Source organism: Agathobaculum desmolans ATCC 43058, from assembly GCF_000701665.1.
Classification (GTDB): Bacteria; Bacillota; Clostridia; order Oscillospirales; family Butyricicoccaceae; genus Agathobaculum; species Agathobaculum desmolans.
In genome coordinates, this window is sequence record NZ_JNJN01000047.1 from 1 (window position 1) to 24,104 (window position 24,104).

29 protein-coding genes are annotated in these 24,104 nt (G+C 53.3%); 16 read left to right on the forward strand and 13 right to left on the reverse strand.

Features of this window, described 5'->3' with window-relative positions; translation table 11 throughout:
* The first annotated feature begins 23 nt into the window (after positions 1-23).
* The 3 genes from T363_RS16290 to T363_RS0111065 all read left to right on the forward strand — a co-directional run bounded on the left by T363_RS16290 (position 24) and on the right by T363_RS0111065 (position 1,776).
* Complete coding sequence (locus T363_RS16290; protein WP_031475849.1) at positions 24-356, forward strand: hypothetical protein; 333 nt, start codon at positions 24-26, stop codon at positions 354-356.
* A 16-nt stretch (positions 357-372) separates the two neighbouring features.
* The gene (locus tag T363_RS0111060; protein ID WP_031475851.1) at positions 373-636 is read left to right on the forward strand and encodes a phage holin; all 264 of its coding nucleotides are present in this window, start codon (positions 373-375) and stop codon (positions 634-636) included.
* 342 nt (positions 637-978) lie between these two features.
* A complete protein-coding gene (locus tag T363_RS0111065; protein WP_051643238.1) occupies positions 979-1,776 on the forward strand; it encodes an N-acetylmuramoyl-L-alanine amidase in 798 nt (265 codons plus the stop codon).
* Between the two features lie 59 nt (positions 1,777-1,835).
* On the opposite strand, the gene T363_RS0111070 is transcribed toward T363_RS0111065, so the two are convergent.
* Positions 1,836-2,189 carry a hypothetical protein gene (locus T363_RS0111070; RefSeq protein ID WP_031475855.1) on the reverse strand — a complete coding sequence of 118 codons (354 nt, stop codon included), beginning with the start codon at positions 2,187-2,189 and terminating at the stop codon, positions 1,836-1,838.
* A 181-nt stretch (positions 2,190-2,370) separates the two neighbouring features.
* On the opposite strand from T363_RS0111070, the gene T363_RS0111075 reads away from it, so the two are divergent.
* Positions 2,371-2,559, forward strand: coding sequence for a TraY domain-containing protein (locus T363_RS0111075; RefSeq protein ID WP_031475857.1), 189 nt, complete (start codon positions 2,371-2,373; stop codon positions 2,557-2,559).
* Between the two features lie 174 nt (positions 2,560-2,733).
* On the opposite strand, the gene T363_RS16825 is transcribed toward T363_RS0111075, so the two are convergent.
* From T363_RS16825 to T363_RS0111115, 9 genes are all read right to left on the reverse strand, one after another.
* Positions 2,734-3,183, reverse strand: coding sequence for a helix-turn-helix domain-containing protein (locus tag T363_RS16825; RefSeq protein WP_407919077.1), 450 nt, complete (start codon positions 3,181-3,183; stop codon positions 2,734-2,736).
* A gap of 183 nt (positions 3,184-3,366) precedes the next feature.
* On the reverse strand, positions 3,367-3,720 hold the full coding sequence (locus T363_RS0111080) for a sporulation initiation factor Spo0A C-terminal domain-containing protein (protein ID WP_242840267.1): 354 nt from the start codon (positions 3,718-3,720) through the stop codon (positions 3,367-3,369).
* 5 nt (positions 3,721-3,725) lie between these two features.
* Positions 3,726-4,079, reverse strand: coding sequence for a helix-turn-helix domain-containing protein (locus tag T363_RS15235; RefSeq protein ID WP_051643241.1), 354 nt, complete (start codon positions 4,077-4,079; stop codon positions 3,726-3,728).
* 438 nt (positions 4,080-4,517) lie between these two features.
* A complete protein-coding gene (locus T363_RS0111090; protein ID WP_031475863.1) occupies positions 4,518-5,114 on the reverse strand; it encodes a hypothetical protein in 597 nt (198 codons plus the stop codon).
* A 501-nt stretch (positions 5,115-5,615) separates the two neighbouring features.
* Positions 5,616-6,548: a cysteine synthase A gene (cysK, locus tag T363_RS0111095; RefSeq protein WP_031475865.1), complete on the reverse strand. Its 933-nt coding sequence runs from the start codon at positions 6,546-6,548 to the stop codon at positions 5,616-5,618.
* Between the two features lie 450 nt (positions 6,549-6,998).
* A complete protein-coding gene (locus T363_RS0111100; protein WP_031475867.1) occupies positions 6,999-8,390 on the reverse strand; it encodes a stalk domain-containing protein in 1,392 nt (463 codons plus the stop codon).
* Positions 8,377-8,937 (reverse strand): RNA polymerase sigma factor, encoded by a 561-nt coding sequence (locus tag T363_RS0111105; RefSeq protein WP_051643242.1) that lies wholly within the window; start codon positions 8,935-8,937, stop codon positions 8,377-8,379. The genes T363_RS0111100 and T363_RS0111105 overlap by 14 nt, the downstream gene beginning before the upstream one ends.
* Positions 8,938-9,072: 135 nt before the next feature.
* Positions 9,073-10,248 (reverse strand): glycoside hydrolase family 3 protein, encoded by a 1,176-nt coding sequence (locus tag T363_RS0111110; protein WP_031475871.1) that lies wholly within the window; start codon positions 10,246-10,248, stop codon positions 9,073-9,075.
* A gap of 191 nt (positions 10,249-10,439) precedes the next feature.
* Positions 10,440-10,601, reverse strand: a complete 162-nt coding sequence (locus tag T363_RS0111115) for a DUF6440 family protein (protein ID WP_031475873.1) — start codon at positions 10,599-10,601, stop codon at positions 10,440-10,442.
* Positions 10,602-10,816: 215 nt separating this feature from the next.
* On the opposite strand from T363_RS0111115, the gene gluQRS reads away from it, so the two are divergent.
* From gluQRS to T363_RS0111140, 5 genes are all read left to right on the forward strand, one after another.
* Entirely contained in the window at positions 10,817-11,740 is a 924-nt protein-coding gene (gluQRS, locus tag T363_RS0111120; protein WP_031475875.1) for a tRNA glutamyl-Q(34) synthetase GluQRS, read from the forward strand.
* 380 nt (positions 11,741-12,120) lie between these two features.
* On the forward strand, positions 12,121-13,113 hold the full coding sequence (locus T363_RS0111125; RefSeq protein WP_031475877.1) for an SPFH domain-containing protein: 993 nt from the start codon (positions 12,121-12,123) through the stop codon (positions 13,111-13,113).
* Positions 13,114-13,217: 104 nt separating this feature from the next.
* Complete coding sequence (locus T363_RS0111130; protein ID WP_031475879.1) at positions 13,218-13,397, forward strand: type II toxin-antitoxin system antitoxin; 180 nt, start codon at positions 13,218-13,220, stop codon at positions 13,395-13,397.
* Positions 13,398-13,840: 443 nt separating this feature from the next.
* Entirely contained in the window at positions 13,841-14,668 is an 828-nt protein-coding gene (locus tag T363_RS0111135; RefSeq protein WP_031475881.1) for a DUF2238 domain-containing protein, read from the forward strand.
* A gap of 82 nt (positions 14,669-14,750) precedes the next feature.
* Positions 14,751-16,523 carry an S-layer homology domain-containing protein gene (locus T363_RS0111140; RefSeq protein ID WP_031475883.1) on the forward strand — a complete coding sequence of 591 codons (1,773 nt, stop codon included), beginning with the start codon at positions 14,751-14,753 and terminating at the stop codon, positions 16,521-16,523.
* 127 nt (positions 16,524-16,650) lie between these two features.
* Here T363_RS0111140 and T363_RS0111145 read toward each other — a convergent pair whose 3' ends face one another.
* Positions 16,651-17,394 (reverse strand): tRNA 2-thiocytidine biosynthesis TtcA family protein, encoded by a 744-nt coding sequence (locus T363_RS0111145; RefSeq protein WP_034972241.1) that lies wholly within the window; start codon positions 17,392-17,394, stop codon positions 16,651-16,653.
* 322 nt (positions 17,395-17,716) lie between these two features.
* Between T363_RS0111145 and rplM the strand changes: the two genes are divergently transcribed.
* The 3 genes from rplM to T363_RS0111160 all read left to right on the forward strand — a co-directional run bounded on the left by rplM (position 17,717) and on the right by T363_RS0111160 (position 20,613).
* On the forward strand, positions 17,717-18,145 hold the full coding sequence (rplM, locus tag T363_RS0111150) for a 50S ribosomal protein L13 (protein WP_031475887.1): 429 nt from the start codon (positions 17,717-17,719) through the stop codon (positions 18,143-18,145).
* 15 nt (positions 18,146-18,160) lie between these two features.
* Positions 18,161-18,568 carry a 30S ribosomal protein S9 gene (rpsI, locus tag T363_RS0111155; RefSeq protein ID WP_031475889.1) on the forward strand — a complete coding sequence of 136 codons (408 nt, stop codon included), beginning with the start codon at positions 18,161-18,163 and terminating at the stop codon, positions 18,566-18,568.
* Positions 18,569-19,032: 464 nt separating this feature from the next.
* Positions 19,033-20,613, forward strand: coding sequence for an AAA family ATPase (locus T363_RS0111160; RefSeq protein WP_078097025.1), 1,581 nt, complete (start codon positions 19,033-19,035; stop codon positions 20,611-20,613).
* 107 nt (positions 20,614-20,720) lie between these two features.
* Here T363_RS0111160 and T363_RS0111165 read toward each other — a convergent pair whose 3' ends face one another.
* Both T363_RS0111165 and T363_RS0111170 read right to left on the reverse strand, forming a co-directional pair.
* Entirely contained in the window at positions 20,721-21,011 is a 291-nt protein-coding gene (locus T363_RS0111165; protein WP_015536524.1) for a type II toxin-antitoxin system YafQ family toxin, read from the reverse strand.
* Positions 21,008-21,286, reverse strand: coding sequence for a type II toxin-antitoxin system RelB/DinJ family antitoxin (locus T363_RS0111170; RefSeq protein ID WP_005924829.1), 279 nt, complete (start codon positions 21,284-21,286; stop codon positions 21,008-21,010). Before T363_RS0111170 ends, T363_RS0111165 begins: the two co-directional genes overlap by 4 nt.
* Positions 21,287-21,412: 126 nt before the next feature.
* Between T363_RS0111170 and T363_RS0111175 the strand changes: the two genes are divergently transcribed.
* The 4 genes from T363_RS0111175 to T363_RS0111190 all read left to right on the forward strand — a co-directional run bounded on the left by T363_RS0111175 (position 21,413) and on the right by T363_RS0111190 (position 23,829).
* Complete coding sequence (locus T363_RS0111175; protein WP_031475896.1) at positions 21,413-21,811, forward strand: cysteine-rich VLP domain-containing protein; 399 nt, start codon at positions 21,413-21,415, stop codon at positions 21,809-21,811.
* Between the two features lie 112 nt (positions 21,812-21,923).
* Positions 21,924-22,652, forward strand: coding sequence for a phage replisome organizer N-terminal domain-containing protein (locus tag T363_RS0111180; protein ID WP_031475898.1), 729 nt, complete (start codon positions 21,924-21,926; stop codon positions 22,650-22,652).
* Entirely contained in the window at positions 22,649-23,533 is an 885-nt protein-coding gene (locus T363_RS0111185) for an ATP-binding protein (protein ID WP_031475900.1), read from the forward strand. The genes T363_RS0111180 and T363_RS0111185 overlap by 4 nt, the downstream gene beginning before the upstream one ends.
* A complete protein-coding gene (locus T363_RS0111190; protein WP_031475902.1) occupies positions 23,530-23,829 on the forward strand; it encodes a CD1845 family protein in 300 nt (99 codons plus the stop codon). Before T363_RS0111185 ends, T363_RS0111190 begins: the two co-directional genes overlap by 4 nt.
* Positions 23,830-24,104: the final 275 nt, after the last annotated feature.

Genomic DNA, 24,104 nt, shown 5'->3' on the forward strand with positions numbered 1-24,104 from the left:
GGGTAGAACCGCCCCATTTGCCTATGGATAAGTGCATCATTAACCCCGAGCTGGACTGCATCGGCTCGGCAAAGGTTGCGGTGCTGACAGAGCGCGTAGAGCGGTTAGAGGAATGGCGGGACAAGTCCTCCAAATTCCACAACGATTTCTACGACTGGCAGCGGACGCAGATCGCGCGGGATGCGCGGCTGGATGAGCAGCTTAAAACCATGATTGCAGATATTTCAAAGGTGCTTGCATGGCAGGAGAGCCAGCAGGCCAAGCCCGCCAAGCGGTGGGATGCGATAACGGATAAGATCGTCTGGGCGGTGCTTGCGGCGGTGATCGCGTTCCTGCTCGGGCGCATTGGATTATGAAAGGAGCGAAAATAGCATGAAGGTCAATATTCCGGTGAGAATGAAAAACCCGTGGTTTTGGGTGGGCATTGTGTCGGTGATGCTGACGGCGATCGGCGCGGAGCCGTCCATGTTTACCTCGTGGGAGATTCTGTGGGAGCAGATCATGGCGGTGCTGGGCAATCCGTATCAGCTCGCTGCGGTGTTTGTGGCGGTGCTGGCGGTGTTTGTAGACCCGACCACGGCAGGCGTGACGGATTCCGACCGCGCGCTTACTTACAGAAAACCGCTGGAAAAATAACAAAAGCCGCCCGGAGGCGGCAAATTGACATAGGGTGGCGTGCGATGGTATAATATGTCGGGCGCTGTCGTTCCCAGCGGCGGGCGGTTGGCCACTCCTTGCGAAAGGGGTGGTGCATATGAGATTAAGATTCGCAAGAATTTTAATATGTGCAGCAGTTTTGTTACACATTTTCATTACATATGCAAAGTAGCCGCCCTCTCGACCAAAAGATAGCGGCTACTTTGTAGCTAACTCTTAGGGTCAACCGCTCGTCGGCAGCGCCCCTTTGTATAGATATTATACCACATGCTCTGCCTGTGTCAAGGTGGGGCTTTTTATATTCAGACAAGGGGTGATAACTTGAAAATCCTTTTAATTGCCGGTCACGGTGGTACGCCTTATGACAGCGGCGCAGTCGGCTGCGGCTATACGGAAGCGGTGGAGACCCGCCGCATGGCAATGGCGGTTGCGCCCAAGCTGAAAAAGTACGGCTTTTCGGTTGAGATTTACGACCAGAGCCGGGATGCGTACAAGGTGGTGACACAGGGCGGCAGCCTGCCGCTCTCGGGCGTATCCTATGTGATTGAATTCCATCTTAACAGCGCGGCGAATGACCGCAAGGGCAACGGCAGGACAACCGGATCGGAGATATTTGTGCATCCCTCTGAGGATGGCGTAGGCGTGGAACAGGCTATTCTTAAACGTCTGTCCGCGCTGGGCTTTACGAACAGAGGGGTAAAGCGCAACAGCTCGTTTGCGGTATTGCGGCACGTGAAGCGCAGGGGTGTAAGCCATGCGCTGATTGAAACGTGCTTTATCGACGATGCGGACGACATGGTGCTGTACAAAAATAAGTTCTATGAAATTGCGGATGCCATTGCGGACGGTGCGGCAGAGGGTTTCGGCAAGACAGTGCAGGAGAAGGAGGACGATACTGTGACACGGAAAGAATTTGAAGTGATATACAACAAGGTAAATCCGCTGTACAAGACAATCAGCGACGTGCCCGATTACTGGAAGGCAGAGGTGCGCAAGATGATTGACTGCGGAGCAATCAACGGCGGCACAGCGGATAATCCCAACGACGTCAACATGCGCTATGAGGCGCTGCAGGCCGCAATTGTCGCATACCGCGCAGCAGTAGAGATTCACAAGTGAAAAGGAGCAGAAAGAACCCCTCCGGCTATATGCTGGAGGGGCTGTTCCTATGTATTGGGTTATTCTGTGATAGACGGCGTTTTCTTTAGCTTTGCAAAGCCAACAAACGAAAGTACCATCTGGACGATTACAAAGAAAAAATAAATCGGCATAGTTACGATTGCGACTGCGTAAAGGATTGCACCGGTGAGGGCAAAGCCGCGTTTATTCATTGCCCAGCCGAGAATGTTGAAAATCGTTGCCAGAACGGTGAGAACCATATGCGGCATGACAAGCGCGGTGGCGAGACCAGCGCCGAGTGCGGCGGCCGCATCGGTCTGGGAAGCCGTATTGCCGAAAAAGTAAGCGATAACATAAATCGAATATAGCGCGCCAAGAATCCAAGAAATCAATAAACATTTGCTCTTTTTCATTTTTTGTTCCCCCTGTTGGTGTTCAAAATATCGCCGCGTGGGCGTAAATAGTTAACGGTGGGCATTTTGCAGATATATCCTCCTTCTGTCTGGCTAAATTTAGTGCCATCAATATGCCACTATTATGCTGACATAACAATAGCATAAATGGTCATATTATGTCAAGAGACAGGAGGCCTATATGATGAAAGTAAAACACGATGAAGTGAAAACTACAATTCGTATTTATAAAGAAACGATGGATAAGCTGGAATATATTGCGGAGTATTACGGCCGCAGCAAGAATAAAGAGATTGACTGGGCAATCAAACAGCATATCTTCCGGTTTGAAGAGGAGTACGGTAAAATTATATTGGATGTAGATGATTAAGTGCGAACAGGCCACCTTGTTTTGCAGGGTGGTTTATTTTTTGAAAAAGTGCTCAACGCCGCTTGCCTTGTAGTGCGCCGCAAAGTCGGCAAATAAAAAATCAATAAGGAAGAGGGCAGGTCAAAAGCGGCCAGTCCGTAATAGGGACTGACTGTAGATATATAAGAAAAATCATCATTCCTGAGGCAGAAGGATGGCCGCCTTAGAGAAGTTGTTCCAATCAAGACGCTGTCCGCAGCGGTCACAATAAATCTGGTAATCCCGTTCCATCGTCGCTCCGCACCGTGGACAGACAGGGAAGCCGGTTAGGCCATGGTGGTATCGAAAGCAACGAACTTGTGTTACTGGCATCGGCTCGCGGAAGGCTATATCTCTCCAGACATCAGCAGGGATTAGCAGATCATTGGGGGTCAGTTTAAATCCAACACAGAGCTTTTCCAGCGTCAGGATCGTAGGCACAGCCCTGCCCCGCGCAATATCCGCAAAGTATCTGGAGCTGAGATTACATCGTTCCGAGGCAGCTTCATAGCTGAGTTTGCGAGCATCACATAATCTGAGGACAGAGGTGGATAAATTGTCTAAAAACATTTTAATCACTCTCTTTCTGTCAGAAGAATGCTTCATGAATTTGCCAACTGTGCGGGATATTCCTTAGTAACTCTGTTAAATGAAGTGTGGAAGCAGGGGGGGATATGGTATAAGAATCATCTTGACACACTGAAATTAGGGGAAAATGCACCCAAAACAGTGGTGCAGCAGATTGCTGGAAATGAATTTAAAAAAGCATTGGTGTTAAGACAGAAACTTCTATGTTAAGAGATATTGATACAGGTATGCCAGCATCAGACTGGGTGAGGGGTGTCTGTCTCGGTCAAAGTAAGTAATCCGGATCAGCAAATCATAATTTCCACGGTACCAGATGTTGTCGCATGCTACACGAATGCCGCGTTCGACTGCTGCATAGGTGGTATGGCAGGCGGCGGCAACATCCGGGTAGAGCCATTTCGTGACAAGCTGAAGTCGCTCCGGCTTCTCGTGAATCAGCCGCAGGGCGGTGAGCAGGTACAGCCCCTGCCGCCATCCAGCGTGCAAGCCCAATTGTAGCAGCAGGCGCTGCGCCTGCCGTTGATACTGTTCCAGTTCCTCTTCCACGAAAATCACCTCGGTTATTCGCGCGGATCACGATCCATAAAATCGCGCATGATAGAAAGAAGAAGCGACTGCATGGACGGGGAGAGGCGGTCAAAACCCTGCTGGTATACGGAAAGTGGAAAGGTGGTTTGTGCAGGTATTTCAGATAATAGCACGGAAAGCGGGATGCGAAGCGCATCCGCGATCCGTTCCATCGTCAACAGTGTGGGGTTGTGTGTGCCGTTTTCGATGTCGCGGATCTGTCGGTCATCTAGCATCGCTTCTGCCTTAAGTTGAAAGCGGCTGATTTCCGCAAGCTCGCGGTACCGCCGTACATTCTCCCCGAATACCTTGGGAATGCTTGGGCGCTGTCTTAACTCGGCTGCCATAATGTTCGCTCCTTTGCCGCCAGTATACGACAAATTTCGCGTTCACAATACGGACTCCATTCAGGATATAATCAGGCATTACCGTCACCTTAACCGTCACCATGCCGAGAAAGCCCAGCAATACCGTGCTTTCTTGCATCCTTGGTAAGGATGAGGTCACCGGTTCAAATCCGGTCAGCAGCTCCATGAAATAAGCACCAGATGTGCCGCTTTATCGCGGTTATCTGGTGCTTTTTCTTGGTTTTGAGGACTTTTTATGATATTGGTTGGATGACTATGCTGTCTCGGTTTGACGAATCAGTATGGTTGGATACAGAGCCAGCCCTACGGAGAATACGATTGGATATTCCCAAAAGAGCCAGGGGGATCAGTAAATGTGACGCAAAGTGATGGAAGTTTTTGGGGCGAAGTGAAGTTGCGCAGCATTGGGCAATTTTCTTATTCTTCGTCATCCCATACGAAACTATCTACTATGGTTTGGGCAGCTTGATATGCGCTGTCAGATCCGGTGAAATTGGTAAGCTGGACTAAGCAAAAACCGAAATCCTTCACAATGTAATATTGTTTTGTTACGGCGGTGGAATCATCGATGGTAAAGGTATAAACTACGTAACCTTGTTCTGTATTGCTGCCGGTCCCGTCCAGTTGGGCATTTTCTCCATTTAACTGCATTAGGAGCTGCTTCACGATAGCGTCTTTGAACTTTGTGTGCTCTTCTGCGCTGTATCGATTTACATCGACGCTGATGGAAATATTATCAGGCAGTTCATCCTCTTCGTGCCCTTTTTCTACATAGAAAACCATATTTGAAGAAGAGTGTTTATCAGATTTCACCCATCCGTCCGGCACGGTGTAGCTACCCGGAATGGAACTCTCCTGTTCCGGTTCTGCAATATCGGTTTGCATGTTCTCCTGTTGGTTAGCCAGAACGCTCTCCGAAGCGTTATCGCTCCTGGTTGTCTGGGCGATTTCGCCGCTGCTGCAGCCGGTCAGCAGCAACATGGCCGTCAATGCTGCCCCTATTTCTTTTCGCATTTCTCTTGCCCCCTTTTGATTTGCATTCCCCCTACATAACCTACGGAGTTATGTAAAGATGCTTTAACTTGTTGGATGCTACATTCGTTTGCGTTAGTAATAAGATACTAAAAATTTGAAAATATGTCAATGCGAAATCATAAAAATATTTCTGACTGCTATCTGCTCAAAAACGAAATGCCTATCGAAAAAGTCTTTTGTTGATGGGCGTTAGTAATACGCGCGGCAATATACATAAAACAGTATTTGCAGCGAAATGCATGAAAAGCCAAGACACAAGGTGAATTGGCCGGTAGGCCAAGCGCGTGTGGTCTGGATCATGCACCTGACTTGTTCTCATTTTATCGCCACATGGCGGCGGAATGTGGTCAGAGGTCAATGGGTTTATGCTTTAAGAGAAAAAAGTTCCTGCATAGGAACTTTTTTCTCGTTTATGTTTGGTGTGATCCGGCATAGATTGTCAGAAAAATAAAGTTTTTTAACAGTCTCCTGCAGATTGTTTTAGTCGCTGACGAGTGGGGTAGACAGATAGCGATCACCGGTATCGGGCAATAATGCAACAATGGTTTTGCCGCTGTTTTCCGGACGCTGTGCCAGTGCAGCAGCAGCCCACAGCGCTGCACCGGAGGAAATACCGATGAACAGTCCTTCGCTGTGCGTAAAGGTACGGGCAGCGGCAAAGGCGTCCTCTCCCTTGACGCGGATGACCTCATCGTAGATTTCGGTATTGAGTACCTGCGGCACAAAGCCGGCGCCGATGCCTTGAATCTTATGCGGGCCGCCTTTACCGGTGGACAATACGGGAGATTCGTCCGGTTCAACCGCTACAATGCGTACATGCGGGTTCTGCTCCTTCAGATAGCGGCCGACGCCGGTGATCGTGCCGCCGGTACCCACACCGGCGACGAAAAGATCGACCTTGCCGCCCGACTGCGACCAAATCTCGGGGCCGGTGGAGGCGTAATGTGCGGCGGGGTTAGCGGCATTGACAAACTGGCCGGGGATAAAACTGTTTTCGATTTCACCGGCGAGCTCATCCGCCTTGGCGATCGCACCCGACATGCCCTTGGCGCCGTCTGTCAGCACCAGCTCGGCGCCGTATGCCTTGAGCATATTGCGGCGTTCAACGCTCATCGTTTCAGGCATGGTGAGGATAATGCGGTAGCCGCGTGCTGCCGCAACGGCTGCCAGACCAATGCCGGTATTGCCGCTGGTCGGCTCGATGATGGTAGCGCCGGGCTTCAGCGCGCCGCTCTGTTCGGCATCTTCGATCATGGCGTAGGCAACCCGATCCTTGACCGAGCCTGCCGGGTTAAAGTATTCCAGTTTGGCCAGAATGGAGGCATGGGCATCCATTTTCTGTGCAAATTTATCCGCTGCGTACAGCGGCGTGCTGCCGATCAGCTCGGCAAAGCTGTGCTTAATATCCGACATGGGTAAACCGCCTTTCGTAAACCGCTTAATTCATATGTGTTTTATATGAATTAAGCATACAGGCAAATGGGGGAGTTGTCAAGCATTTTTTCTAAAACAGCAGCTCCGCATGGTACGGGGCTGCTCAGTCTGTCGAAAAAGTATTTTGTTATTGAGTGGGAACAATACGCGCGGCAGCGCGCATAAAATAGTGCATTGCGGCAAGCCGCAATGCCCATAAAAACCGGGAGCATGTATCTCGGTTTTTATACAAGACGACGGAGAATTGTGCCCAAAGGGCGCGATTTGCAGTCGCAAATTCGATCGAAAACGTGGTTTCGATCGAGAGCTTGTCGGAAAAACGAAGTTTTTCGACAGTCACCACGCAGCTCCGCATAGCGCGGAGCTGCGTGGTGGATATGGAGAAATGATCTGGGAGGATGGCAAAGTGCCTATGCTGCGCTTTGGCCTTCAGCGGATGTAGTATATCGCCTGCGGCAGGTGCCGGACGTGGTAGGACCAGCCCCCCGGTGCGTAGTCGATACCGCAGGTTTGGATGCCAAGCGTGCGGTTATATCCGAAAAGGGAAAGATACAGCTCGCCGTCCTGCCATATGGCGGCATAGGGATAGGGCAGTGTCATGGACTGGCCGTTGCCGAATTGCACGACCGGACTGCCGGCGGTAACGGTGCAGCGGTGGTCCTCCAATGTGAGGATGGCGGTCTGCGTATCGGGATCCCACTCAATCGAGCCGCCGAATGGGGTGAGCAGTGCGCGGGCGGATACACCGGGCAGCGGTACGCTGCTGCCGTCGGTGGCATAGATGCGGCCGATCTCAACCGGATGCAGGCAGATGGGGCGCAGCCGATCCGGCAGGGGGTGGGAGGATGGACGGCGGCCGTTCAGATAATACGCCGTATCGTTCAGGATTACCGCCTTGACGGTTTTTAGATCAAGCACTTCGCTCCAGCGGCGTTTTTCCGCGATAAGCTGCCCCAGTGTGCGGATACTGCCGTCGCGCATCCAAAAGGCAAGCAGATAGTCGGGGGAAAAGTCCTGGTCATCGCTTTGCGGAGATTGCACATCAAGCGTGTAGCCCAAGCTGGTCAGGCGCAGTGAATAGAAGGTCGCTTCGGTGCCATTCGGCAATGGCACGACGGCGCTGTCAAACAGGATTTCCGCATTTTGTGCGTTGGGGGTAAGCGGCACCTCCAGACGGCCATCCGCGCCGTCAAGCGTCAGGTAGACGCGGCTGACGCCGTACAGATAGCTGCTGAAGCGCAGAACATCAGGCTGGGCGGCAGCGCGTGATTCGGTGATGAGGCCGCTGGCGTAGGGGCCGCGTTGGGTCACACCGCTTTTTGTTTCCTCATAGCCGATTTCCACCGGAAACGGTATTCTATCGATGTTGGCAGTATCCGAGGTTTCGCTGTCGCGCAGTGCGTCCAGCAGGGCTTGCCCCTGTGGGGTTTGGGCGGTGAGCGAATAGGCAAGATAGGTTACATTGATATCAGACAGGGATTCCTCCAGCGTCAGCCGGAGATCCCCGTTGCCGATGGACTGCGGCGTGGTGTTGAGCATCAGATCGCCGATGCCGTCCGGCAGCCAGTCGGACAGCAGTCCGGTGCGGACGGCGGCGACTGCGCCTGTCAGCAGGAGCGCTGCAATGGCCGCAGCGCAGACCGCACGCTGTACGATGCGGCGGTGATGCTGCCGCCGTGCGGATGGATCGCGGTCGAGCGCAGCGTTGACCCGGCGGCGGATCCGGCGAGTGGATACAGTGGGATGCTCCCGCAGCGGAAGGGAGAGCAGCTCCTCCTGTTCTGCTGCACTCAGTTCGTCAAACAGGTCATGGATACGCATGGTCGGTTCCCTCCTTTTCCAGTTGCGCGCGCAGCCGTGCACGTCCGCGCGACAGACGCGCCTTGACGGTGGATTCGTTTTTCTGCATGATGGACGCAATCTCGCGCACGGTCTGTTCATAATAATAAAACCGTACGAAGATCTCGCGGTCTTCTGCCGCCATTTCGTACAGCAGGCGGCGCAGGGTATCAGCCTGCTCGCGGCGCAGTGCCTGCGCTTCCGGGCTGTCCGCTTCATCGGCAGGCAGAAGGTCATCTGCGGGCAGCGGATTGGCCGGGCGCTGCTGCCGCAGCCGGTCGATTGCCGCATGCCGCGCGATGGCAGCGAGATAGTGGCGGAGCGGGCGGGTCTCTTCCAATCGGTCTGCGGCGCGCCACAGCGCAAGAAAGGTATCGGACACCAGCTCCTCCAGATCCTCCTGCACCGCGCTGCTGCCGAGTACGCTGCGGATCACAGCGGCGGCAAAGCCGCTGTACCGGCGGATCGCCTGATCGAGCGCACCGCGCTGACCGGCTTTGAGTGCCAGAACCAGTTGGGTTTCCGTCATGGTCATGCCGCCTCCTTTCGGACGTCGGAGATGGTTTCGTTCTTCATTCTTATATACGTGATCCAATGCGGTTTGGTTGCAGCATAGGGCAAAAAATCTCCCGTGCGGGAGATTTTTTCGTGCAAGGCTGCGCGCTTATTCCGCAGAGTGTGCCGGATCGGTTTCGATCAGCCCAAGCTGCATTTTCCAGCGGATGACCCGCACGGCCGACTCACGGATGCGCGCGGGATCGATCCTGCCGTCCTGCACTGCAGCGAGCACCGCGTTGTACTGGGTGACAAAATCCGAGGATACCAGCATGTCGTTCCCGGCCTGCACCGCCAGTACAGCGGCGTTTTCGCCGCCGGTGTAATCGGTAATGGCCTCCATGATAAGATCATCGGTCATCACAACGCCGTCAAAACCCAGTTCGTCGCGCAGGATATCATGCACGGCGGGGGAGAGTGAGGCGGGCAGCGCGTCATCCATGCACCGGACGATGTTGTGGCTGACGAGCACGGATTGTGCGCCGGCCTCGATCCCCGCAGCAAAGGGGAGAAAGTCGCCTGTGCGGAAGGTTTCCGGCGGGCGCTCGTCGATGGCGATGCCGGTATGGGTGTCCACATTGCTGCCGTAGCCCGGGAAGTGCTTGAGCACCATCCCCATGCGGTCGGCCTGCATCTGTGTGACCTGCTCACGGATACATTCAGCAGTGGCGGCGGCATCCTGTCCGATGGTGCGGGCATAGATAAAATCGTTTGGGTTGGTGGACACGTCGCACACGGGTGCAAAATTGACGTTGATGCCAAGGGAAGAGAGCAGCGCGTCCTTTTCCTTGGCATCCTCGATAAGCAGGGGAAGGCCGCCCTCGCGGTACAGCGCCTGCTGGGACCAGAATTTGACCGCGCGGAAATTCGGATTGGAGCTGATGCGCACGACTGTGCCGCCCTCCTCATCCACGCCGATGAGCATGGGCGTGGCGGCGGCCTCCTGATAGGAGCGGATGGTTTCGCGGATGGTATCCGGTGTCTGCCCTTCAAAATCACGGCCGAACAGAAGATAGCCGCCGATGTTGTATTGCGCGGCAAGCGCGGCGGCATCGGTTTCCGGACAGCGTGTGAAAAACATTTGTGCAAGCTGCTGTTCAAGCGAAAGCTGGTCGGTATACGCCTGCGCGGCGTTGCGCAGCACGGTTTCCGGATCGGGCTGCTGCGGTACAGTTTGCTCCTTTTGTGAGGGGGGATCCGATGCGGCGCTGTCGCTGCTGCCGCAGGCGGGCAGACCGGTCAGACATAAAGCGGCAAACAGCAGCCCGGCGAGAAAGCGTTTCATAGGGGAACCACCTTTCCATATTATAATTGAGGATATTATAGCATATGGCAGAGGTGGAAACAACAAACAGCAAAAGGGGGCTCCCTTTTCCCCGTTGGACTGATTTTAGGGATAAGAAATCTCCCTCCATCAATTCGACGGAGGGAGATTCGCTCCAAGCCACACAGGCTGATAAACTATAGTTTATAACATTATGGAGTTACTACTGGTTTTCCTTCTTTATCAAGTAATGGGGTAAATCCCGCCGCATTTCCATTTCTATGGAAGACATAATTTACACCAGTTTGTGTATCGACCCAAATTTCAATCACGTCAATAGTGCCTTGCTGATAGATTTTCTTAAAACGCTCCATAAATATTTCTCCTTAAAATGAAATTATACGCATACTTTTTCATAGTCTTATATCCCTTAAATTTACTTTATCATATCTTTCTGCTGTAAGCAACGCATAGTGAAATTGACGAGGTTATTATCCGTCAGTCCAAACGTAAAAAGGGGGAAAAGGGGCTGCGGTTGCATTCGATGCAGCGCTTGTGGTAAGATAAAGAGACGAAAGGGGGAGGACACATGCCGGTGATTGGACGCTTTGCGCCCAGCCCGAGCGGGCGGATGCATCTGGGCAATGTGCTGTGCGCGCTGCTGGCGTGGCTGTCGGCACGGCAGCAGAACGGGGAATACCTGCTGCGGATCGAGGATCTGGATGCCATGCGCTGTCCGCGCAGCTACGCCGAGCTGATCATGGATGATCTGCGTTGGCTGGGGCTGGATTGGGACGGCGAGGTGCTGTATCAGAGTGACCGGTCGGTCATTTATGCGAAATATGAACAGATTTTACGTGAAAAGGGATTATTATACCCGTGTTTCTGCTCGCGTGCGGCACTGCATGCAGCTTCTGCCCCGCACTTGTCAGATGGGCGCGTGGTCTATGCAGGAACCTGCCGCGACCTGACGACAGCGCAGATCGAGGAAAAGCGGCGCACGCGTGCACCGGCTGTGCGGGTGCGTGTACCGGGGGAAAAGGTTGCGTTCACCGACCGGGTATTCGGTGCGTACTGTGAGGATCTCACCGAGATGTGCGGAGATTTTATCATCCGACGGTCGGATGGCGTGTTCGCTTATCAGCTGGCGGTGGTGGTGGATGATGCGCTTTCCGGTGTGAATGAGGTTGTGCGCGGGGTGGATCTGCTTTCCTCTACGCCGCGGCAAATCTGGCTGTACCGCCAGTTCGGATTTACGCCGCCGGATTTCTGCCATATCCCACTGCTGTGCGACTATGACGGCCGCCGCTTGTCCAAGCGGGACGCGGATTTGGATCTGGGACGGCTGCGGCAGCATTTTTGTCCGGAGCAGGTGGTCGGCGCGCTGGCCTATGCGGCGGGCTTGACCGATCGTCCGGAACCGGTTGCCGCGCAGGAGCTGATTGCGGATTTTTCATGGAAGCGCATCCCGCAGGAGGAATTACACCTGCCACAGGTACTGCAAATCAAGTAGCGTATCCTGAAAGAAGAACGCCTGTGGGCGTTCTTCTGAGACTGTCGAAAAACTTTGTTTTTCGAGCAGTCTCTCGATCGAAATCACGCTTTCGATCGAACTTGCGACTGCGAACCGCGCCCTTCGGGCACAATTCTCTGTCGTCTTGTATAAAAACCCACGCACATGTCGCGGGTTTTTATGAAAATTGCAGCTTGCTGCCATTTTCTATTTGATGCGCGCTGCCGCGCGTGTTGCTTACGCTCAATAACAAAATACTTTTTTCGATAGACTAAAGAACGCCTGTGGGCGTTCTTCTTTTTTGTCAAAAAATGCTTGACAGCAGATGGACTGGGGTGTATTATGATGATATCAAATTGATATCGAAACGAGGGGATCATATGAATCAGAATCAGGGACAGTATCAGGAAAAGGTGCTGCGTGCGCCGAATGGGATGGGTATTCTTATGCTGGATATCCTGTTGTGCATCGCAGCGGTCGCGCTGATCGTATTCGGTGTGCAGGGGGATCAGACGCTGCTGCTGGTCATCGGCATTGTATGGCTTGCCGTGCCGAGCTGGCTGCTGCTGTGCGGCATCAAGGTGCTTGGCCCGAATGAGGCGCTGGTGCTGACATTGTTCGGCAAGTACATGGGCACGCTCAAGGGAGAGGGCATCTTTTTTGTCAATCCATTCAGCAATTCGGTCAATCCGGCGGCAGAAAGCGCAAGTGCGGCCGCGCTGACCAAGCTGGCGCAGGAAGATAAGCCGTCCAGCGGCGAAATCGTCAAAGCGGCCGGCGTCAGCAAAAAGCTGTCGCTTAAAACCATGACGCTTAATAACGACAAGCAGAAGATCAACGACCTGCTCGGCAACCCGATCGTGATCGGCATTGCGGTCATCTGGCATATTGAGGATACCGCCAAGGCGGTGTTCGCAGTGGATAATTATCAGGAATTCCTGTCCATCCAGTCGGATGCGGCGCTGCGCAACACGGTGCGCCTGTATCCGTACGATGTATCCGAGGGTGGGGACGAAAAGAGCCTGCGCGGCTCGTCGCAGGAGATCGCCGAGGTGCTGGCGGAGGAGATCCAGCAGCGCGTGGAAGGCGCAGGCATCAAAGTGGAGGAAGCGCGCATCACCACGCTGGCCTATGCGCCGGAGATCGCAGCGGCCATGCTGCAGCGCCAGCAGGCAAGCGCCGTAGTCGATGCCCGTAAGATGATCGTCGAAGGCGCGGTGGGCATGGTCGAGCTGGCGCTGGACGAGCTGAGCCGTAAACAGGTAGTCGATCTGGATGACGAACGAAAGGCGCAGATGGTTTCCAACCTGATGGTGGTGCTGTGCGCGGGCAAGGACGCGCAGCCTATTGTCAATTCGGGCAGCATCTATTAAAATAGACATGTTACAGCAAGCCGCACGGACGGCAGAGGGGAAACGGCGCAGGGACGGTTCCCCCCTGCCTGCCGCTGCGGAACGGGGAAAAGGAGGCGGAAGCACTGGCAGACAAGGAAAAAGCGAAAAAGCAGGTGCCGCTGCGGCTGTCCGCCACCCTGTATGAGGAATTGTCACGCTGGGCGGAGGATGAGTTCCGCTCGGTCAACGGGCAGATCGAATACCTGCTGACTGAGGCGGTGCGCCGCCGCAAAAAGTCCAAAAGCAGGGAAGAAGATGCGTAAGGGGCAGAGCCAAAAGCGGGCTGTCCCTCTTTCGCTTGTGTGGGGGCGAACCGCGGGGGTGAGATTGGTCTTACAATTATCCCAACAGCAGTTCTTGCCGGCTGCTCAAAGAAGGGAGATATGCACCGCTGTGGTATAATAGCCGCAGAGCGGCTGTTATACAGCTATTTTACAATTATCCCAACAGCGGCTCTTGCCGGCTGCTCAAAGAAGGGAGATATGCACCGCTGTGGTATAATAGCCGCAGGGCGGCTGTTATACAGCTATTTTATAATTATCCCAACAGCGGCTCTTGCCGGCTGCTCAAAGAAGGGAGATATGCACCGCTGTGGTATAATACCCCTTAGTATTTGAAATTTCGGTGGAAACGGGAAAATGCAAACGATGTGCCGTGCAGAAATACCATCTGTCCGGTGGGGAGCCAGTGATACAAAGGAGAGATTATGAAAAAGCAAAAGACAAACAAAGCAGAAACACCGGTCGAGCAGCGCAAGCGGGTACGCCGCCGCTGGACGATCCGCGGCGTCCTGTCGTTTTTTATTGTGCTGACGTTTGTTCGGTCGGCCTTTATGCACCGGTATGAGAATATGTTCGTCTGCGTGCTGGCGTTGGTGCTGTTCTGTATGCCGGTATTGATTGAGCGCAGCCTGTCGATCGATATCCCGCCGCTGATGGAAGGCATTATCTACTGCTTTATCTATGCGGCGGAAATTTTAGGTGAAATCAATTCGTTTTATACCATTATTCCGGGATGGGATACCATGCTGCATACAATTAACGGATTTTTGGTTGCAGCAGTTGGTTTTGCGCTGGTCGATCTGTTTAACCGAAGTGAACGCTTCAGTGTGCGTTTGTCGCCGCTGTTTCTGGCGATTGTCGCGTTCTGCTTTTCCATGACCGTGGGCGTATTGTGGGAATTTTTCGAGTTTGGCGCGGATCAGTTCCTCGGAACGGATATGCAGAAGGATTTTATCGTGCAGGCGGTCAATTCGGTATCGCTTAACCCGTCAGGTTTGAACACAGTGATTCAAACCCCAATCGAAAGTTTGGTGGTCAATGGGCAGGATTGGATGCAGTTCCCCGGCGGTTATCTGGATATCGGGCTGATCGATACGATGAAGGATCTGCTGGTCAACTTTATCGGGGCAGTGCTGTTCTCTGTGATTGGTTTCTTCTATGTCAAAACCCGCGGTAAGGGGAAACTGGCGGCTTCGCTGATCCCGGTGGTGCTCGATCCGGAACAGATGCAGGAAAAATCCGGGGAAGAATAAAAAATTTTTTCTGCAAATAGGGAACCGATTGACGGAAACTTCCGTCTAATCCTCCAGAACAACCGAAAGGGGATTTGAAACCATGAAGAAAAGAATGACTGCGGCTTCGATGGCCGCTTTGATGGCAGTTTCCATGCTGCCGGTATCGGCGTGTGCCGCTTCGGCAGAGGATATGGCGCCGGTAAAGGCACCGGCGTGGAATACGGCGCAGCACATGCAGTATATGAACGGCTATGCGGACGGCACATTCCGTCCGGATGCTTCCATCACCCGTGCAGAAGCCTGCAAGCTGATCGCGGGTCTGCTGGCAGAAAAGTCCGGCGGCGGGGATTATACCTTTATTGATGTGCCGGCAGACGCCTGGTTTGCAGAGTCGGTATCCGAAATGACCGGATTTTCCCTGATCAACGGCTACGAAAACGGCACGTTCCGTCCGGATGCGCCCATCACCCGCGCGGAGTTTGTAAGCATTTTGGCGCGTTTCCCGCATAAGGAAATCGGCACGGAGCAGAGCTTTGCTGATGTGCCGGCTTCCCACTGGGCGCACGAGGCGGTGCAGACGGCGCTGGCGCAGGGTTGGGTCACCAGTGATGCCCGCTTCCGTCCGGATGCCAAGATCACCCGTGCGGAAACCGTGACGATGATCAACCGCGTGTTGGGCCGTCAGGGCGATCCGGTAACGGCGGCGTCCGGCGAAGGCGTGCGCATTATGCCGGATGTGCCGGACACGCACTGGGCGTATCTGGACATGCTTGAGGCCACCACGGATCACAAGCATGAGATGCGCGAGGGTCTGGAGGTCTGGACCGGCTATGACCGCGAGACTACGGATCTGGCTGCGGGCTGGCACAATATCAACGGCCTGCTGTTCCATGTTAACGAAGAAAAGCTGTTTGACCGCAGCACTAAGCTGGGCGGGCTGGAACTGGATCACAACGGCCGTTATACCACCGGTTCGGCGGAGCTGGATCAGTTGCTGACGGGCGCGGTTAAGGGAATCGTCAACAGCAAGATGACCCAGCAGGAAAAGCTGCGTGCGGTATATGATTACGCGAAGAAGGCGTTTGGTTATCTGGGCATTGGTTCGGTTGATACGAGCAAGGAAGGCTGGGAGATCGAACAGGCTACCAATATGCTCAAGAATAAAAAGGGCAACTGCTACTCTTGGGCTTCTGCGTTCACCTATCTGGCGCGTCAGGTGGGTTATGATGCTAAGGCGATTGCCGGCAAGGGCGTAAGCCCCAAGGGCAGCGAGTCGGTGCACGCATGGACCGAGATCACGATCGACGGCACGGCGTATACGTTTGACCCGCAGATCGAAAGTGTTTACGCATCCCGTTACGGTGAAAATTATGATTTGTTCATGAAGAAGTACGGCGAAGCGGTATGGGGCTACAAGAAGGATGAAACCAAGCCGGAGCAGCCCGAGACCCCGGTAACGCCGGAAGTGGACGCTAAGCTGGCTGCGCTGATGGAAAAGGTGTACGGTGATAAGCCGTACGCAAGCATGATCCAGCAAACCGCGCTGTCCAACACAATGGGTGCAGACGGTATGACGCAGGGCATCCAGTGGTTCTTGGGTACGGATAAGCTGAACTTTACCGCAGGTCTGGCATCCGAGTCCGCGATGACGGCGCAGGCCCATTCGGTTATCCTGCTGCGCTTTGCAGATGCCAAGGAGGCAGAGGCGGCAGTGCCGGTACTCAAGGAGAGCGTTGACCCGCGCAAATGGATCTGCGTGGGCGTGGAAAAAGCCGTGGTAGAATGCAACGGTGACCTCGTCTGCATCGTCATGGATGATGAGAATGGGGCTACCTATCTGAAGAACTTCCGCGAGATCGCTGTGGCGGAGTAAGCGCAGCGCATCCTTGCGTGATCCGGTGAAACGGTATTTGCAGCGCAAATGTTGTCAGAATAACGAAGTTTTTCGACAGACAAAAGCAGGAGGATCAGGTGATCCTCCTGCTTTTTTGCTGCCGGGCTTATTTGGGCCGTTTAGCGGGCGTGCGGGTGCGGTCGGGCTGCCAGCCCTTAAGGGGATAGCGCTGGATCGCGCCGAAAATACGCTCGCGCAGGCCGGGCATGGTTTGCTCAAGCTGCCGGAGCAGATCCTTGATCTCCTGCCGCTTGGTGTTGCCGTCCGCCGGACAGGGATTGTGCACAACCGGCAGGGCGTGCCGCGCGGCAAACGAGCGGACGTAGTGCTCTGGGGTGTAAAGCAGCGGACGGATCAGCGTGATGCCGCTGCGGTCAAGAAAGGTGACGGGTTGGAAGCAGGAGATGCGCCCTTCATAAAACAGGGAAAGCATATAGGTTTCCACTACATCGTCAAAGTGATGTCCGAGCGCGACCTTGGCGCAGCCGGCAGCCTTGGCGGCTTCGTGCAGTGCGCCGCGGCGCATTTTGGCGCACAGGGCGCAGGGGTTTTCCTCCTGCCGCACATCAAAAATGATGGTTTTGATCTCGGTCGGGATGCGGATATATTCGACGTGCAGATCATCGCACAAAGCCTGTACGGGGGCGAAGTCCATTTCCTCATACCCCATTTCAAGCGTGATGGCGACGACTTCGAAACGCTTGGGATAAAAATCCCGCAGCTTGGCCAGCGCGGTCAGCAGGGCAAGCGAATCTTTGCCGCCGGAAACGCCGACGGCGATGCGGTCACCCTCTTCAATCATATGATAATGGTCCACTGCGCGGCGGACATAGGAAAGCATTTTCTGCATGGCAAGACCTTTCTGTGTTGGGAAATAAGACGGGGGGAGGGGCGAAAAACGGAGGTGTTTTGCCGCTGTTTTCGCACTGCTCTTTCTTTTATAGCAGAAATCAGCGCAATGGGCAACCAGAAAATTATGAATTGCAACAAGAGAAAACAAGAGTAAATATGAGATAACAAGAGAATAAATGAGATTGTACAGGATTTGATATAAATTTCAAAAATTCCGCTTGACTTACAGAAACCAATGTGTTTTAATAGATATGCTCGCTTAGAGCGCTTAAAAAGGTTGTCAAAATAATTTTTGATATTATAAAACGGAGGAACGAAACATGTCTACTTTTATGGCTAAGGCAGAGACTGTCGAGCGTAAGTGGTATGTGCTGGACGCTGCGGGCAAGCCGCTCGGCCGCACCGCTGCTACCGCCGCCATGCTGCTGCGCGGCAAGCACAAGGCCGAGTTCACCCCCCATGTTGACTGCGGCGATTTTGTTATCGTGATCAATGCGGACAAGGCGGTTCTGACCGGCAAAAAGCTCACCCAGAAGTACTACCGTCATCACACCGGCTGGGTCGGCGGTCTGAAGGAAGTACAGTACAAGACGCTGATGGCTGAAAAGCCGGAGTTTGCAATGCAGCTTGCGGTAAAGGGCATGCTGCCGAAGAACTCGATCGGCCGCCAGTCCGCTACCCGCCTCAAGGTATTTGCGGGCGCAGAGCACAATCATCAGGCACAGCAGCCTGTTGCGTGGGAAAAGTAAGGGAGGAACGAACTGATGTATACACCTAAGAAAGCTTATTTCTACGGCACCGGCAGAAGAAAGTCCTCCGTTGCCCGCGTTCGCCTGTTCCCGGGCGGCACCGGCGAGATCAAGATCAACAACCGTTCGATCGACAACTACTTCGGTCTGGAGACCCTGAAGATGGTTTGCCGTCAGCCGTTCGAGACCACGAACACCGCCGGCAAGTTTGATGTGGAGTGCACCGTTTCCGGCGGCGGTTTTACCGGTCAGGCCGGTGCGATCCGTCACGGCATTGCCCGCGCTCTGCTGCAGGCTGATGCGGAGCAGTACCGTCCTGCTCTGAAGGCGGCCGGCTTCCTGACCCGCGATCCGCGTATGAAGGAGCGTAAGAAGTACGGTCTCAAAGCAGCTCGTCGCGCTCCGCAGTTCAGCAAGCGATAATCGACTGCTCAGACTATATCAAAATGGTTCAAAAAGCCCGGAAAATCAAGGTTTTCCGGGCTTTTGCTATATCTAAACGGGCTGATATGGTTTGACCAAATTTGGCAAAACGAGAGCCGATTTCATCCAATTTTTAGTGGTCCGCAAGTGGTTAACTGGCTAAAAAGAGGGCAAAAAGAGGGGGAAGTGGTTCCCAAAGTGGTTAACCGAGAGCCGATTTTTGGGGTGCTTTTCAGCCCTCCTTCCCCTCGTTTTTTGGCTGTGGCAGTTTGGCATAGTTTGAGCTAATTTGAATAATTGAATATGAATTTGATGTAGCACACAGTATAAATGCTGGGTGCTTTTTTCATTTCAGGAACTCGTATTCCGGCGATAGAAAGAGCCGTCACTTCACTGTTAATTTTGAAGTGGCGGCTTTTTCTATTTCCAGAAACAACAGCAACAATCAGAAATGAGGTGAAGTCATGAACACACAAATCATCGCCATCGCCAACCAGAAAGGCGGCGTTGGCAAAACAACAACCTGTGCGAACTTGGGAATAGGTCTGGCACAGGCCGGAAAGAAAGTGCTTCTGATCGACGGGGACCCACAAGGAAGCCTGACAATCAGCTTGGGAAATCCGCAACCGGACAAGCTGCCATTTACACTGTCGGATGCAATGGGCAAAATTCTGATGGATCATCCTATACGCCCCGGAGAAGGTATTCTGCATCATGCAGAAGGCGTTGACCTGATGCCTGCGGATATTCAGCTTTCCGGTATGGAGGTTTCTCTGGTAAACGCCATGAGCCGTGAAACAATTTTACGGCAATACCTGGACACACTGAAGGGACAATATTCCCATATCCTGATTGACTGTCAGCCCTCGTTGGGGATGCTTACGGTCAATGCGCTGGCGGCTGCGAACAGGATCATAATTCCCGTTCAGGCAGAGTATCTGCCCGCCAAAGGGCTGGAAATGTGTGCCGACTTTGCTATCCATGACAAGGGAACCGGCAATCCTCATGTCCATATCATGCTGACGCTCCGGCCTCTGAAAGAAAATGGACAGTGGGGCGCAAAGTGCCGCAAGGCATACGATCTGGACGAGAACGGACAGCGTATCCCGGATGGGAAAGGCGGCTGGAAAAATCATCGGGAGGATACGACCGACTGGAACGATAAAGGAAATGTGGAGATTTGGCGGGCAGCGTGGGCAGCCTACACCAACCGGGCGCTGGAATCTGCCGGTAGACCGGAGCGCATTGACCACCGCAGCTACAAGCGGCAGGGCATTGATAAAATCCCCTCTGTCCATCTGGGGCCAGCTGCCAGCCAAATGGAAAAGCGCGGTATCCGCACCGACAAGGGGGAAGTAAACCGACAGATCGCCGCCGACAACAAACTGCTGAAAGAAATTAAAGCCCGCATTACCCGTCTTTATCGCTGGTCGAAAGACGAAGCGGAAAAACCACAAACACAGCAAAGCAGCTTGACTGCTTTGTGGGAGGCCCAGCAGCAGTTGAACACTCCCCGCACCCGCACCGGCAAAATCCGGGCTTTGCAGGAAAGCGCTGCACTATTTAGCTTTTTACAGGCAAACGGCATCCAGTCTATGCAGCAGCTTCATGAAAAAATCGCTGATATGAACAGCCGTTACTATGACCTGCGGGGAAAGATCGTCAAGGCTGAGCGCCGGATCGCCATTCTTACCGAACGCGGGGAGATGTGGGAACAATACAACCAGTACAAGTCCATCCACAAACAGCTTGCCAAAGTAAAGCCGGAAAAGCGGGAACAGTTTGAGCAGCGCCACAGCCGGGAACTGATCCTGTATGATGCAGCAGCCCGGTATCTGAAAGAACTGAAAGACAGCGGCGAGGGGATAACCCCGAAGGCATGGCAGCGGGAGATCGACCAGCTGACCGCCGGAAAGCAGACGGACACGCTTGCCATGAAATCCATGAGGGAGGATTTGAAAGCAGTGGAACGGCTCCGCAAAACCGCCGAGCAGCTGTCCCGACAGGAAAGGGACAAGTCTCACGACCGTGGGCCGGAGCGGTAAAGGCTATCGCGTTTTGGCGTACCCTTGTCAAGTGCGTCGCGTTTCACGACATACCTTTGCATACAGAAAAACCGCCGTACAGGTTTCCCCATACGGCGGCAGACTGTTTATTTGCCGAACAAGTCACTGTGTGTGCCGGTGCGGGCCAGCGTCAGCACCAGAACATCATCCTCTATGCGATAGACAAGCAGCCAGTCCGGGAGAATATGACATTCCCGATGACCTGCCCAATCGCCGGACAGGTCATGGTCGCGGTTCTTATCCGGCAGCGGTTCGCCCATTGCCAGCAATGCTACGATCTGCTCCAGCAGCTCGATCTTCAAGCCACGCTTTATGGCTCGTTTGTAGTCTTTTTTGAAACTGGTCGTGTACTTGACGGTATATTTGGTTTCTTTCATCTTTTCAGGTCAGCAAATAACTCGTCAAGGTCATTGTAGCCCTTTACAGACGGGTCTTTTGCAATCCTTTCCGCTTCCAGCATGGCAGCAACCGTTTCTTTGTTCGGCTGTTCCAGCCTTACCTCAAAGGGAATGCCGCCTTCACGAAGCGACTGGCGCACAAAGATGTTAAACGCCGTAGTCAGGTTCATGCCAAGTTCAGTAAACAGTGCGTCCGCCTGCGCTTTCAAATCTGCGTCCATGCGGATACTGATGTTTGTGGTATTTCCAGCCATACGATCAACCCCTTTCTGCTGGCAATTATAGTATATGCCATTTGCACGAAGAAAACAATACTTTGCACGAATATTTAACAATAAATTCATTCGAGGAGGTTACACGCTTTATGAAAGAAATCATTTATGAAGAACAACAAGACTGAACCTATCCCTGTCATGGATTACCGCCAGTATCGCAGAGCGCGGAAACTGGTGCATGAGTGCTGTAACTACATCGACGGAAACTGTATCGCTCTGGACGATGGGGAGGAATGTGTCTGTGTCCAGTCTATTTCCTACTCCCTGTTGTGCAGGTGGTTTCGGGCGGCGGTATTACCGCAGGATAAGGAACTGGAAACGGCGCTGTTCCACCGGCTGAATGCTAAGAAATGCTCCGTATGTAGGGCGCTGTTTACCCCCGGTTCCAACCGGGCCAAATACTGCCCGGAATGTGCCGCACGCATGAAGCGGATCAACGCCGCAAAGCGCAAGCGGAAACAACGGGAGAAATGTCACGCTTTAGGGGCTGAAAAACCCTTGTAAATCAAGGCTTTTTTCGGGGGTGTCAAAGGCAGTCTGATAGATTTATCCTCTGCCCCCTAAAATAGCCTTAAAATGCGTACAGAATCCCAAGAGAACCCCAAGGAGGAACCCTATGTCAGACAATCGAAAATATTATTACCTGAAACTCAAAGAAAACTATTTTGATGATGATTCCATCGTGCTGCTGGAAAGTATGCAGGACGGTGTGCTGTATTCCAACATTCTGCTCAAGCTGTATCTGAAATCGCTGAAACATGGCGGGCGGCTCCAGCTTGACGAGGACATCCCTTACACGGCGCAGATGATCGCCACCATTACCCGCCAGCAGATCGGCACTGTTGAGAGAGCCTTGCAGATCTTTTTGAAGCTGGGTCTTGTGGAAGTGCTGGACAGCGGCACATTCTACATGAGCAACATCGAACTTTTAATCGGCCAGTCCTCTACCGAGGCTGAGCGAAAGCGGGCTGCGAGGCTCCAAAACAAGGCTCTTTCCGCGCCCCGGACAAACGGCGGACATTTGTCCGACATTCGTCCACCAGAGATAGAGTTAGAGAAAGAGATAGAGATAAAGAGAGAGATAGAGAAGGGACACCCCGCCCACGCCTATGGCCGTTACCAGAATGTTTTCCTGACGGACGGGGAACTGGCAGACTTACAGGCCAGCTTTCCCACTGTATGGGGCCAGTACATCGAAAAGCTGTCCGAGTACATGGCTTCTACCGGCAAGCGTTATCAGAGCCATGTCGCCACCATCCGGCGCTGGGCCGGTGAGGACGCGAAGAAAGCAGCCCCGCCCTCTCGCAACCGGGATTACAGCGTAAAGGAGGATGAAACCGTATGATTGAGATTACCGCAGAAATCCGGGCGCTGATTGACAAGGCAGCCGCCGGTGTGGAACTGGCTGAGGACGAGTATATAGACCTGTCAGACGGTCTCATCCACTGTAAGAAATGCGGCGGCCAGAGGCAGACTGTTGTGCCATGCTTCGGGAAATCCGGCTACTTTATGCCGCGCTGCATCTGCCAGTGCCAGCGGGAGGCTGAGGAGCAGCGCAAGGCTGCTGAAGAACGGCAGCGCCGCATGGAGCGTATCAAACGCCGAAAGGCACAGGGTTTGCAAGACCGTTATCTGTACGACTACACATTTTCCAATGATAACGGGCAAAACCCATTGATGGACAAGGCTCACGCCTATGTGGAGAACTGGAAAGAGGCATATAAGAGCAATATCGGGCTTTTGCTGTTTGGAGATGTGGGAACCGGCAAGTCTTTTTTCGCCGGATGTATTGCCAACGCTCTACTTGACCAGGATGTGCCGGTGCTGATGACGAACTTCCCCACCATTCTGAACCGCCTGACCGGGATGTTCTCTGAGGACAGGTCAGAGTTTATTGCCAGCTTTGACGAATATGACCTGCTTATCATTGACGATCTGGGTGTAGAGCGCAGTACAGAATATGCTATGGAGCAGATGTTTTTCGTCATCGACAGCCGCTATCGCAGCCGCAGACCCATGATTATCACAACAAACTTGAAACTGCCCGAGTTGAAAAACCCGCCTGATCTGGCTCACGCCCGTATCTATGACCGTATTCTGGAACGGTGTGCGCCGATTCTCTTTGACGGGAAGAATTTTCGGGAAGAAAATGCCGGTGCTACCCGACAGGCAGCAGATGCCTTGTGCAAACGGTATCTGGAGCGTTGGAGGGAGGAACTGGAATGAAGATTTTGAAATGCCTGCTGATGATTGTAACTGCACCGGCCATTTTGGTGTTGACAATTTTTGTCTGGCTTTGTACGGGGCTGATCTACATATCCGGTCTGGTGCTTGGTCTGCTCAGCACGATAATTGCTCTGCTTGGCGTGGCTGTGATTATTACCTATTCCCCGCAGAATGGTGTGATTTTGCTGGGTATAGCTTTTTTGATTAGCCCGATGGGATTGCCGCTTGCGGCGATCTGGCTGTTGGGTAAGGTGCAGAATTTGAAATTTGCGATCCAGGATTGGATGTATGGGTAAATGATGTGAATATAATCTGGAATGAAAAGAAGCAGGACAATGGGAGATGAGACCCTGATCCGCCCCTGTCAAGGTAGACCGGAGAAATAAATAAAATATAGTGCGGTTATGCTCGCCGTTTCCTTTTTCGGGAACGGTGAGCTTGTTTATGCAGCGAACTTTTCTTTGTATTTTTGAATACGCTTATTTTCAGGAATGGGATACAGTGCAGGAGTATCGGAGTTTAATGCCTCCGTGCGGACTTCCATCGGAGTGCGGGTTTCAAAGCGCTCCTG

Coding starts and splice junctions, on each gene's coding strand:
- T363_RS0111140 (WP_031475883.1), top strand. CDS start 14,751: ATGAAGAAAAGAATGACTGCGGCTTCGATGGCCGCTTTGATGGCAGTT.
- T363_RS0111160 (WP_078097025.1), top strand. CDS start 19,033: ATGAACACACAAATCATCGCCATCGCCAACCAGAAAGGCGGCGTTGGC.
- T363_RS0111060 (WP_031475851.1), top strand. CDS start 373: ATGAAGGTCAATATTCCGGTGAGAATGAAAAACCCGTGGTTTTGGGTG.
- rpsI (WP_031475889.1), top strand. CDS start 18,161: ATGTATACACCTAAGAAAGCTTATTTCTACGGCACCGGCAGAAGAAAG.
- T363_RS16825 (WP_407919077.1), bottom strand. CDS start 3,183: ATGAAGCATTCTTCTGACAGAAAGAGAGTGATTAAAATGTTTTTAGAC.
- T363_RS0111165 (WP_015536524.1), bottom strand. CDS start 21,011: ATGAAAGAAACCAAATATACCGTCAAGTACACGACCAGTTTCAAAAAA.
- T363_RS0111180 (WP_031475898.1), top strand. CDS start 21,924: ATGTCAGACAATCGAAAATATTATTACCTGAAACTCAAAGAAAACTAT.
- cysK (WP_031475865.1), bottom strand. CDS start 6,548: ATGTCGGATATTAAGCACAGCTTTGCCGAGCTGATCGGCAGCACGCCG.
- T363_RS0111185 (WP_031475900.1), top strand. CDS start 22,649: ATGATTGAGATTACCGCAGAAATCCGGGCGCTGATTGACAAGGCAGCC.
- T363_RS0111090 (WP_031475863.1), bottom strand. CDS start 5,114: ATGCGAAAAGAAATAGGGGCAGCATTGACGGCCATGTTGCTGCTGACC.
- T363_RS0111145 (WP_034972241.1), bottom strand. CDS start 17,394: ATGCAGAAAATGCTTTCCTATGTCCGCCGCGCAGTGGACCATTATCAT.
- T363_RS0111100 (WP_031475867.1), bottom strand. CDS start 8,390: ATGCGTATCCATGACCTGTTTGACGAACTGAGTGCAGCAGAACAGGAG.
- T363_RS0111170 (WP_005924829.1), bottom strand. CDS start 21,286: ATGGCTGGAAATACCACAAACATCAGTATCCGCATGGACGCAGATTTG.
- gluQRS (WP_031475875.1), top strand. CDS start 10,817: ATGCCGGTGATTGGACGCTTTGCGCCCAGCCCGAGCGGGCGGATGCAT.
- T363_RS0111175 (WP_031475896.1), top strand. CDS start 21,413: ATGAAGAACAACAAGACTGAACCTATCCCTGTCATGGATTACCGCCAG.
- T363_RS0111125 (WP_031475877.1), top strand. CDS start 12,121: ATGAATCAGAATCAGGGACAGTATCAGGAAAAGGTGCTGCGTGCGCCG.
- T363_RS0111135 (WP_031475881.1), top strand. CDS start 13,841: ATGAAAAAGCAAAAGACAAACAAAGCAGAAACACCGGTCGAGCAGCGC.
- T363_RS0111105 (WP_051643242.1), bottom strand. CDS start 8,937: ATGACGGAAACCCAACTGGTTCTGGCACTCAAAGCCGGTCAGCGCGGT.
- T363_RS16290 (WP_031475849.1), top strand. CDS start 24: ATGGATAAGTGCATCATTAACCCCGAGCTGGACTGCATCGGCTCGGCA.
- T363_RS0111190 (WP_031475902.1), top strand. CDS start 23,530: ATGAAGATTTTGAAATGCCTGCTGATGATTGTAACTGCACCGGCCATT.
- T363_RS0111075 (WP_031475857.1), top strand. CDS start 2,371: ATGATGAAAGTAAAACACGATGAAGTGAAAACTACAATTCGTATTTAT.
- T363_RS0111070 (WP_031475855.1), bottom strand. CDS start 2,189: ATGAAAAAGAGCAAATGTTTATTGATTTCTTGGATTCTTGGCGCGCTA.
- T363_RS15235 (WP_051643241.1), bottom strand. CDS start 4,079: ATGGCAGCCGAGTTAAGACAGCGCCCAAGCATTCCCAAGGTATTCGGG.
- T363_RS0111110 (WP_031475871.1), bottom strand. CDS start 10,248: ATGAAACGCTTTCTCGCCGGGCTGCTGTTTGCCGCTTTATGTCTGACC.
- T363_RS0111115 (WP_031475873.1), bottom strand. CDS start 10,601: ATGGAGCGTTTTAAGAAAATCTATCAGCAAGGCACTATTGACGTGATT.
- rplM (WP_031475887.1), top strand. CDS start 17,717: ATGTCTACTTTTATGGCTAAGGCAGAGACTGTCGAGCGTAAGTGGTAT.